The organism is Paenibacillus sp. CR_12, from assembly GCF_041953985.1.
Lineage (GTDB): Bacteria > Bacillota > Bacilli > Paenibacillales > Paenibacillaceae > Paenibacillus_AQ > Paenibacillus_AQ lautus_A.
Window position 1 is genome coordinate 679273 of sequence record NZ_JAVFHO010000004.1, and the last position, 9796, is coordinate 689068.

Genomic DNA, 9796 nt, shown 5'->3' on the forward strand with positions numbered 1-9796 from the left:
GTTCAGTTTGTACTATATGTACAGGCTTGGCCATACAATATAATTATCAAGATTTGTTAAGGGGGATGATTCATGGAACCGATCCGGCGAGTATTCACTTTCAGGATCACCAATCCGATTCTTTCAGGACTCTTGTATTCTTATTTCTGGATGTTTCTTGGCGCATTGGCGCTATCCCTGCTGCTGTGGGGCAGCGGACTGGCCGAGGATGATTTATCGTTCTACACGTTTCTGGTACATGCCGTCGCGGCCTTTATTGGGGGCTGTGTGAGCGGCAAACGCGCAGGTAACAAAGGCTGGTATTATGGCTGCCTGACCGGGCTGGTATATGGGATTACGCTGCTCGCCATCGGCTTTCTAGCCTTGGATAGTTCCTTGTCACTCGGAGATTTGACGCTGATTGCCACGGTTTTTGCTGCCGGGGCCATCGGGGGAATGTTCGGGGTTAACTTAAAAAAATAAAACCTTGCAACGACTTTGGCGCACTTCACGCCCAGTGATAAAAAAACAAAGGCCGATTCCTAAAAGGAGTCGGCCTTTGTTTATAGCGATGACTTTCCATATGTAGGTGAAACGAGATTATGCATCCGTATTCACGCTATGGCTTACCGAGTTGCGGTCGAACGTCAACTTCGTTACGTCGTTCACTTTCAAAACCACGATGTCGTCGGTAATCTCCACGATCGTCCCGTGAAGGCCTCCGATCGTTACCACTTTATCTCCTTTGGACAAGGCGCTAAGCATTGCGTTTCTTGTTTTCTGTTTCTTCTGCTGTGGACGGATAAGCAGAAAATAAAAGATGACGAACATCAGAACGAAAGGCAAAATCAACCCCAAAATGCCTCCACCCTGACCTTGCGCTGCTGCGAGTTCAACTGAACCAAACATTTCTTTCCCCCCTTTCACAAACTTATCATGATGGCCATGATCTTGCTTTAGAACCCTTTTTCATTATCGTGTAGGCCGTACTTATCAAAAAACTCATCGCGGAAATCAAGCAGACGGTCTTCCATAATACTCTGACGCACGCTCCGCATCAAATTGATCAGGAAATGCAGATTATGATACGTCGTCAATCGCAGTCCGAACGTTTCGTCGCTCTTGATCAGATGGCGCAGATAAGCACGCGAGTAGTTACGGCAGGTATAGCAGTCGCATTCCGGATCCAGCGGTCCGTAATCCCTGGCATATTGAGCATTTCGAACGACAAGACGGCCTTGACTTGTCATCGTTGTCCCGTTGCGGGCGATCCGCGTCGGAAGCACGCAATCGAACATATCCACACCACGAATCGAGCCCTCAATCAACGCATCCGGTGATCCGACTCCCATCAAATAGCGAGGCTTATTGTTCGGCAACAGGGGCACCGTGTAATCCAGCACTTCATACATAAGCTGCTTCGATTCTCCCACACTAAGTCCACCAATAGCATAACCCGGGAAATCCATGGAAGTCAAATCACGGGCGCTCTGACGGCGAAGATCCTCATGCATGCCTCCCTGCACGATGCCGAACAGGGCTTGGTCCTCCGGTCTGGCATGACTCTTCAGGCAGCGTTCAGCCCAGCGGGAAGTCCGCTCGGTGGATTGCTTGACGTACTCATACTCCGCAGGAAAAGGCGGGCATTCATCAAAGGCCATCATAATATCAGATCCCAGCGCGTTTTGGATCTCCATTGCGACCTCTGGAGAGATGAACAGTTTATCTCCGTTCAAATGCGAACGGAAATGTACACCCTCTTCCGATATTTTTCTCATTTCCGCCAGGCTGAATACCTGGAAACCGCCGCTATCGGTCAATATCGGCCGGTCCCAGTTCATGAATTTGTGCAATCCGCCTGCTTCCTTCACAATATCATGTCCCGGTCTCAGGAAGAGGTGATAGGTGTTGCTCAAAATAATGTGGGCATCCATCGCTTTAAGCTCTTCCGGGCTCATCGTTTTTACGGTTGCCAACGTTCCGACAGGCATGAATGTCGGCGTATCGATTACGCCGTGGGGGGTGTGCACTCTGCCGAGCCTGGCGCCCGATTGTTTGCACGTTTTAATATGTTCATAAGTAACAGCTGCTGCCATTGTAATAACCAACCTCCGAAATTAATAGATAAACATCGCGTCGCCAAAGCTGAAGAAACGGTATTCTTTGTCAACGGCTTCCTTGTACGCATGCATGATGTGTTCGCGTCCGGCCAGCGCGCTGACCAGCATGACCAGCGTGGATTTCGGCAGATGAAAATTCGTAATCAGCGCATCCACCACGGTAAAAGAGTATCCCGGATAAATAAAAATGCTTGTCCAGCCGCTGCTCTCGCGCAGAGGCTCGCCCTTTAACTGTGAGCCTACCGTCTCCAGCGTTCTGCAGGAGGTCGTTCCTACGGCGATAACCCGGCCGCCGCGCCGTTTCGTTTCATTCAGCAGGTCTGCCGTTTCCTGGGATAGGGAATAGTACTCTTCATGCATGACATGGTCCTCGACCTGATCCACGGACATCGGGCGGAATGTTCCCAGTCCCACATGTAAAGTGATGAAGGCGATGTCCACTCCCTTGGCCCGGATTTGTTCCAGGAGAGCCTCCGTGAAATGAAGGCCTGCCGTCGGCGCGGCTGCGGATCCTTCATGCTTCGCGTATACGGTCTGATAGCGATCGCGATCATCCAGCTTTTCCTTAATATAAGGCGGGAGCGGCATTTGGCCCAGTTCATCCAGGATTTCTTGGAAAATCCCCTTATACGAGAAGGACAAGGTGCGAGCACCCATTTCTCCTTCCTCCTCGATGACCGCCTTTAGTTTCCCCTCGCCGAAGGAAATCACGTTTCCCTTTTTCAGCTTCTTGCCGGGTTTTACGAGTGCTTCCCAACGGTCTTCTCCCATATTCTTCAGCAGAAGGACCTCGGCTTTCGCGCCGGTATCCTCCTTTTCGCCGAACAATCGGGCCGGGATTACCTTCGTATCGTTTAATACGAGCGTATCGCCCGGATTCAGGCTGTCTATGATATCCGCAAACGTCTGGTGGCTTATCTGTCCGCTCTCTTTGTTCAGCGTGAGAAGCCTGGAAGAACTTCGATCCAGCAGCGGCGTCTGCGCAATTAAGTGTTCGGGTAATTCAAAATCATACAAATCCACATTCATGTCGGTCAGTCCTTCGTTATAGTCGTGTTGCGGTAATAGTGTTGGAGTATCTGCTTATAATCATACCCTTCGTCAGCCATTCCTTTGGCACCCCATTGCGACATGCCCAGTCCGTGGCCGAAGCCTTTACCGGTAAATTTAAAGCCCGGAGAGCTTTCGATTACGCGTGCTGTCCCCGTTCCATTCATCACGACGGTGCCGGAGCCTTTGACGTTTCCGTTTCCGCTTCCGGAAATGACGGATACCGTTTGACCGCTCGAAACCGTTGATACCGCACCATTCGCGCTCAATACAGTATAACTTCCGGTCGATTCAATATCAAACAATGTGCTTGGCAGACCGTTAAAAGCCGAGCGGAACATATCCGGATATTTTACGTCCAGCACTTGACCGTTGGCTTTCACCGTGAGGGCCCGTCCGGACGGGCCTCGCTCCGTTACATCCAGCGTAGTAATGGAGGCCGGCAGGCTATTGGCGGTTTTTCCTTTTAAAGTGGCCAGCAATTGATCCGAAGTATAAGGGCCTCGAACCCATTCGAAGCTGTTGGATTCCGCGACTTTGTCCAGGACGACGGCCGTTTCTCCCGGATTCATCTTGCTTACGGGCTCAACGTTCGATTGGATCAGCGGCAGCGGGCGCACGTTGGTATCCTTCGCGGTAACAGTCATATAAGGAAGACCTGCCGATGTTGCATTGCCGGTTTCCTTTACATTGTCCTCACGCACGTAACCCGTAACGCCACTCGGAAGAAGCACATGATACCAAGCTTTAAGCGCGGCCTGGGATGAGGAGTCGCCAGGGCTTTCCACCGCGGCAAACAGATCGTTACGATTGCCCCAGACCTCGGTGGAGTCCGCCGTCATCCCGCCGCTGTTGGAAGAAAACACGGTTTCCACGATTTTGCCGTCTTTCATGACGACTTCGCCATCGGTTGCATCCACTGCCTGAATAATGCTTGGATACTCATAAGCCGTCCCATAATAGGCCTGGCTCAGCGTGGTGTCCACGACATGCGCTACTTCGAATTTATTACCTTGGAAGAGTGCATAGCTGCGCGCTGCCACGGCCTGTGCCTTCAGAGCCTCGGTTCCCCAAGAAGAAGGCACCTCCGCCCCCACGACGGAATATAGGTACTGCTGGAACGGCAATTCGTTGACGAGGTATAATTGACCGTTCTTTTGCCCGATCTCCAAAGCGCCCCGATATGAGCGATCGGATCGCTCCTTCACATTCGTTCCCGCTCCTGACTTCCCATCAACCCGCAGAACGGATTGATTACCTGACAGCATGTAATGTGTCACCTCTTGGGGAGCCGCCAGATTCAGGCTTACGTCACTTCTTATGATAAGACCCGGCGTATTGGCGTTCTGTTCAACCAGGCTGCCGGATACCTTGGCAGCTTCTTTCTTGACGGCAGCGAGATCGGCCGTGTTTGCCGCTTCGCCTACCCACACCTCATAAGCCGAAGTTTCCCCGGACGGCACCATGACATTGAATGCATCCAGACCGGCATCGGCATACGCTTTGCGCACGGTCTCCGCCTCAGTCTCCGATCCGTACGATCCGGCAGACAGATGCAGCGCGCCTTTAACGGCTGGCGTTTGCCCATTCAGATATGCGGCCGCGGTCTTCGCTGTCCGAGCAGCCGCATCCGCGGCCGCTTTTTCTGTACCGTACATGCCGGCGTACAGCTTGTACACCTTGCCATCCGCAAACAGCATCGGTTTGTCACTTGTCGCCTGCAGCTTTTTCGCTGCTTCCGAAGCGGCTTTCCAATCCGTTGTCTCAAGCACCTTAACGCGGTATGTATCCACGCTCATCCGGACCTGCTGGTTCGCAGGGATGCTCATCAGAGTCTGATGAATACCTGAGGCAAGCAGCGATGCGGTTAGAGCCTCGGCGGATTTCAGCGTCACGGCATTGGTCGTCGATTTATACTGGCTTCCCAGATCCAGGAACATCGCAACCCGAATCGTATCTAACGAAGGGGCGGCTGCTTGCACGGCGGGCGCGCTCCATAAGCTTCCGGCAACAGCCAGCGACAAGAGTCCTTTGGTGGTCCAACCGAATAATGATTTCGTCCAGTTCCTATCCATGTATGTCTTTCCTCCTGTAACTAATTGGATATGGTATATGCATAAATGTCATGATTCCTTCAGTTAGCGGCGATCCTCCGGAAAGGGAATGCCTAAATGCTGATAAGCTGTAGGCGTTACGACGCGTCCCCGAGGCGTACGCTGCAAATAACCGATCTGTAGAAGATACGGTTCATAAACATCCTCTATGGTTTGGCTTTCTTCCCCGATGGTTGCGGCAATGGTATCCAGTCCCACAGGTCCCCCGCGGAAGCTCTTGATCATGGCGTTCAGCATTTTGTGATCGATAAAATCCAGGCCCATCGGATCGATTTGGAGCATCTTCAGCGCTTCCTGCGCGATGCTTGGCGTGATCATGCCGTCGCCCCGAACCTGCGCATAATCGCGTACCCGCTTCAAGAGGCGGTTCGCAATGCGCGGTGTCCCCCGAGATCTTAGGGCAATCTCTTCTGCAGCCTCTCCCAATATCTCGATCCCCAAAAGATCAGCATTGCGGGACACAATGTAGCTCAGCTCATCTACCGTATAGAATTCCAGACGGCTTACTACACCAAAACGGTCCCTCAGCGGCGCTGAGAGCAGGCCAGCCCGGGTTGTGGCGCCAATTAGGGTGAACGGCGGAAGATCCAGGCGAACGGAGCGTGCGCTTGGCCCTTTCCCGATCATAATATCCAGCGCAAAATCCTCCATGGCCGGATACATCACTTCCTCCACCGTCCGGTGCAGCCGGTGGATCTCGTCAATAAACAGGACGTCTCCTTCCTGCAGATTGGTCAAAAGCGCCGCCAGATCGCCAGGCCGTTCGATGGCCGGGCCGGACGTCGTCCGCAGATTAACGCCAAGCTCATTGGCGATAATATTGGCCAGCGTCGTTTTGCCAAGTCCAGGAGGACCGTACAGCAGCACGTGGTCAAGCGCCTCGTTGCGCATTTTTGCAGCCTCGATATATACCTTCAAATTTTCCTTTACTTGATTCTGTCCTATATATTCAGCCAAATAACGCGGACGCAGACTAAGTTCGACAGCTTGTTCGTCCATCATCAGATTGGCGGAAATAATTCGATCATCCATCTATATAACTCCTCTCTTGCAGCGATTCTCTATCTATCCAGCGAATAGCTGCTGCAGTGCCCGTTTCATGAGCACATCGACGGATTCGCCGCTTGCGCCGGAATCCTTGATCTTCAGCCAGACTTTATCCAGCTCGCTATCCGTATAACCAAGCGCCTTCAGGCCCTCGCGAGCCTCGGACCATGCCGAGCCGCCATCATCCGATTCCGGCTCCTGGATGGCAAAAAGACCGGTCATCATGCTCGCATTCCCGAAGCCCTCAAGCTTATCCTTAAGATCCAAAATCATGCGCTGCGCTGTTTTCTTGCCGATTCCCGGAAGTTTGATCAAGAAGGATATATTCTCTTGATAGATCGCGGAAACCACATGATCCGGAGATCCTCCGCCGAGTATGCCGAGCGCCACGCGCGGGCCGATTCCCGAGACCTCGATCAGCTTACGGAACAGCTTCTGCTCCTCCCGCGTCGGAAACCCAAACAGCAGAATGGCATCCTCACGAACGTGATGATGGGTGAAGACCGTCACGGTTCCTTCCGTTTTGGCAAAAGCATACGGATTCGGACAAAACACCCGGTATCCTACGCCTTGAACATCCAGCACAATATATTCACTCTCTAAGTGGACAACCTGTCCCCGTAAAAAATCGATCATTTTCGCAATACCTCATTTAATTTGGAATTAAGTGTGTAGGAATGGGCGTGGCAGATTGCCACGGCCAGAGCATCCGCCACATCGTCGGGCTTTGGGATGCTCTGAAGCTTCAGGAACATCCTGACCATTTCCTGTACCTGCTTCTTCTCCGCCTTGCCATAGCCGACGATGGCCTGCTTAACCTGCATAGGCGTATATTCTGCAATCGGGAGTCCGCGCTGGACCGCCGCCAGTATGAGAACTCCTCTCGCCTGGGATACGGACATCGCGGTGGTGACGTTGCGGTTAAAAAACAATTTCTCGAACGCAACGGCCTCCGGCTCATATTTATCGATAAGCTGCAGCATGCCTTCATACACGTGATGCAGCCTCTCTTCATCCGGTGTATGGGCTTCCGTCTGGATGCAGCCATACTGGACCGGCGTGACTTTGCTTCCAACCTTATCGACAAACCCGAAGCCCACAATCGCAATCCCCGGGTCGATTCCTAAAATGCGCAAACCAATCTCTCCTCTGATGAAGCGAACATATGTATCGTTCTCCCATTATAACAAAAGTTCGGCCTCAATTGAGGAAAAACTTTGATCCCGTAAGCCAGAGTTCTATATCTTCCCTGACGGCACCGCCGATGGAACGGCTAAACACCAAAAAACCGCCCGGAAAAATTCCGGGCAGCTGCGGCTTTGGTGATGAAGCGACAAGCATAGACGTTTCAAGGGCTAGGACTCATGACATTTTCGGCCATATCCCGTGCATAGTCGCTAAAGGTTGACAGTACACTGTTGTACTCTTCCATATCTTGAATTCGAATACCTTCTTCAAGCTGCTGAATCACGTCTTTAGGCAAAGAGGATTCCATCGAGCCGACATCCAGTTGGAAGAAGGTGCGCATGACCTTCTCTTCTTCCGGCGGGCCGTCAAACAACGTTAAGTTCCCGTTGGCATCGATGCTCATATAGGCTTGCCGCTTGCAGGCGGGCGAAAGGTCGGATACGGTTTGCTCGAGCCAAACATTGCCTTTATTATCCAATCGTCCCTGCCATAAAGGATTTTTATTCATCAGTTCATAAATGCCGTCCGCCGTAAGCTTTCCCATATCCTGCTCTTCAATGCCGCAGACATACGTGATGCGGACATGAACATGCTTCTTTCCTTTCGAGGTATTCAGCTTCTGCATGAATTCCCTCTGATCCTGCCTGCGTTCCTCCTGCTTATCATCCTCGATTTGCAGGTATTGCATCGTTTCCACAGCCAGCGGCGTTTCATCGAAAGTAGCGGTGAGCAGCCTCTTCATCTGATCGGTTATATTCTGGCCGGACCATACCATGACACCAACGAGCACTACGATCGAACAAGACCAAATCGCGCGTCTCCAACGTCTCCAACGTTTTCTGAACAGTTTCTTGAAGAAATGAAAAACACTCAAGGTTATCCCCTTCTATTCAATGTTTTTCATATTGTGACCGGGATGCTGTCAAAATATTCAGTTCCGCTCTGGCCGTTGGCATCATTTCTATCCATAACAAAGAAAGATCGCCTTCAGATATACTGAAAGCGATCTTTCGGTTTGAATCGGGATGACACGATTTGAACATGCGACCCCCTGGTCCCAAACCAGGTGCTCTACCAAGCTGAGCTACATCCCGTTAATTAATGCCGGTGAAGGGACTCGAACCCCCACGGTTTCCCTCACGATTTTGAGTCGCGCGCGTCTGCCAATTCCGCCACACCGGCACAAAGAAATTTCATAAGTTAAGCATCTGATTGTAAAAATGGCACGCCCTGAGAGATTCGAACTCCCGACCTTTTGATTCGTAGTCAAACGCTCTATCCAGCTGAGCTAAGGGCGCAAAATGGAGCGGACGACGGGAATCGAACCCGCGACCCTCGCCTTGGCAAGGCGATGCTCTACCGCTGAGCCACGTCCGCAAATATGATATGTATTCCGTTTCCAGCTCTCTTGGTAAAGATGGTGAGCCATGAAGGACTCGAACCTTCGACACCCTGATTAAAAGTCAGGTGCTCTACCAACTGAGCTAATGGCTCTTATTACTAAGAGTTAAAGAATGGCGGAACCGACGGGATACGCTCTCTTCGTTCGAGACTGCGAAGTCTATACTAACGAAGCTAAGCTCCGACGAACCCAATAGGGATTCTCATCCCTGAAGCTAATAAGAATGGCGGAACTGACGGGATTCGAACCCGCGATCTCCTGCGTGACAGGCAGGCATGTTAGGCCTCTACACCACAGTTCCAAGAGGCATTATCGCCATTGCGACATAAATTGGTTGCGGGGGCAGGATTTGAACCTACGACCTTCGGGTTATGAGCCCGACGAGCTACCGAACTGCTCCACCCCGCGTCATTAAAAGGGTTGCTAATATGGGTCCCCGAAAAGTAATCGGAATTACCTGCGAAGCGTGAGCTTCACTTTATGGGGATGAATTATGGTGGAGGCTGAGGGGATCGAACCCCCGACCCTCTGCTTGTAAGGCAGATGCTCTCCCAGCTGAGCTAAGCCTCCATCTGGATTGTTACATTCATTAAAGAAAGTGGTGACCCGTAGGGGATACTCTCACTTCGTTCGAGACTGAAGTCTATGCTTACGAAGTTATCCTCCGACGAACCGACGGGATTCTTATCCCCTGATGCATTAAAGAAAGTGGTGACCCGTAGGGGATTCGAACCCCTGTTACCTCCGTGAAAGGGAGGTGTCTTAACCCCTTGACCAACGGGCCGTATATAAAGTCCTTGCTGGCGGAGAGAGAGGGATTCGAACCCTCGAGACGCTTTTGGCGCCTACACGATTTCCAATCGTGCTCCTTCGGCCAACTCGGACACCTCTCCGTA

The 9796-nt window shown here is 51.8% G+C and carries 9 protein-coding genes and 10 tRNA genes; 1 reads left to right on the top strand and 18 read right to left on the bottom strand.

Features of this window, described 5'->3' with window-relative positions:
• Nucleotides 1-72 precede the first annotated feature (72 nt).
• The gene (locus RB297_RS18725) at nt 73-462 is read left to right on the top strand and encodes a TIGR04086 family membrane protein (protein WP_096772927.1); all 390 of its coding nucleotides are present in this window, start codon (nt 73-75) and stop codon (nt 460-462) included.
• Between the two features lie 117 nt (nt 463-579).
• Here RB297_RS18725 and yajC read toward each other — a convergent pair whose 3' ends face one another.
• From yajC to RB297_RS18815, 18 genes are all read right to left on the bottom strand, one after another.
• Nucleotides 580-888, bottom strand: a complete 309-nt coding sequence (gene yajC / locus RB297_RS18730) for a preprotein translocase subunit YajC (RefSeq protein ID WP_096772926.1) — start codon at nt 886-888, stop codon at nt 580-582.
• 47 nt (nt 889-935) lie between these two features.
• Nucleotides 936-2075, bottom strand: a complete 1140-nt coding sequence (tgt, locus tag RB297_RS18735; protein ID WP_096772925.1) for a tRNA guanosine(34) transglycosylase Tgt — start codon at nt 2073-2075, stop codon at nt 936-938.
• 21 nt (nt 2076-2096) lie between these two features.
• Entirely contained in the window at nt 2097-3128 is a 1032-nt protein-coding gene (queA, locus tag RB297_RS18740; RefSeq protein WP_096772924.1) for a tRNA preQ1(34) S-adenosylmethionine ribosyltransferase-isomerase QueA, read from the bottom strand.
• A 5-nt stretch (nt 3129-3133) separates the two neighbouring features.
• Entirely contained in the window at nt 3134-5224 is a 2091-nt protein-coding gene (locus tag RB297_RS18745) for a SpoIID/LytB domain-containing protein (RefSeq protein ID WP_375121110.1), read from the bottom strand.
• Nucleotides 5225-5287: 63 nt separating this feature from the next.
• On the bottom strand, nt 5288-6295 hold the full coding sequence (gene ruvB, locus RB297_RS18750) for a Holliday junction branch migration DNA helicase RuvB (protein WP_009592741.1): 1008 nt from the start codon (nt 6293-6295) through the stop codon (nt 5288-5290).
• Between the two features lie 33 nt (nt 6296-6328).
• Entirely contained in the window at nt 6329-6946 is a 618-nt protein-coding gene (gene ruvA / locus RB297_RS18755; protein WP_009592777.1) for a Holliday junction branch migration protein RuvA, read from the bottom strand.
• Nucleotides 6943-7446 (bottom strand): crossover junction endodeoxyribonuclease RuvC, encoded by a 504-nt coding sequence (gene ruvC / locus RB297_RS18760; RefSeq protein ID WP_009592782.1) that lies wholly within the window; start codon nt 7444-7446, stop codon nt 6943-6945. The genes ruvA and ruvC overlap by 4 nt, the downstream gene beginning before the upstream one ends.
• A gap of 212 nt (nt 7447-7658) precedes the next feature.
• Nucleotides 7659-8372 (bottom strand): BofC C-terminal domain-containing protein, encoded by a 714-nt coding sequence (locus RB297_RS18765; RefSeq protein ID WP_015734032.1) that lies wholly within the window; start codon nt 8370-8372, stop codon nt 7659-7661.
• Nucleotides 8373-8518: 146 nt separating this feature from the next.
• Nucleotides 8519-8592 (bottom strand) — tRNA-Pro (locus tag RB297_RS18770).
• 8 nt (nt 8593-8600) lie between these two features.
• A tRNA-Leu gene (locus tag RB297_RS18775) sits at nt 8601-8680 on the bottom strand.
• A 39-nt stretch (nt 8681-8719) separates the two neighbouring features.
• A tRNA-Arg gene (locus RB297_RS18780) sits at nt 8720-8796 on the bottom strand.
• 4 nt (nt 8797-8800) lie between these two features.
• Nucleotides 8801-8875, bottom strand: a tRNA-Gly gene (locus RB297_RS18785).
• 41 nt (nt 8876-8916) lie between these two features.
• Nucleotides 8917-8992, bottom strand: a tRNA-Lys gene (locus RB297_RS18790).
• 132 nt (nt 8993-9124) lie between these two features.
• Nucleotides 9125-9201, bottom strand: a tRNA-Asp gene (locus tag RB297_RS18795).
• 30 nt (nt 9202-9231) lie between these two features.
• A tRNA-Met gene (locus tag RB297_RS18800) sits at nt 9232-9308 on the bottom strand.
• Between the two features lie 86 nt (nt 9309-9394).
• Nucleotides 9395-9470, bottom strand: a tRNA-Val gene (locus RB297_RS18805).
• Nucleotides 9471-9609: 139 nt separating this feature from the next.
• A tRNA-Glu gene (locus tag RB297_RS18810) sits at nt 9610-9684 on the bottom strand.
• 17 nt (nt 9685-9701) lie between these two features.
• Nucleotides 9702-9793: transfer RNA gene (locus tag RB297_RS18815), tRNA-Ser, on the bottom strand.
• Nucleotides 9794-9796: the final 3 nt, after the last annotated feature.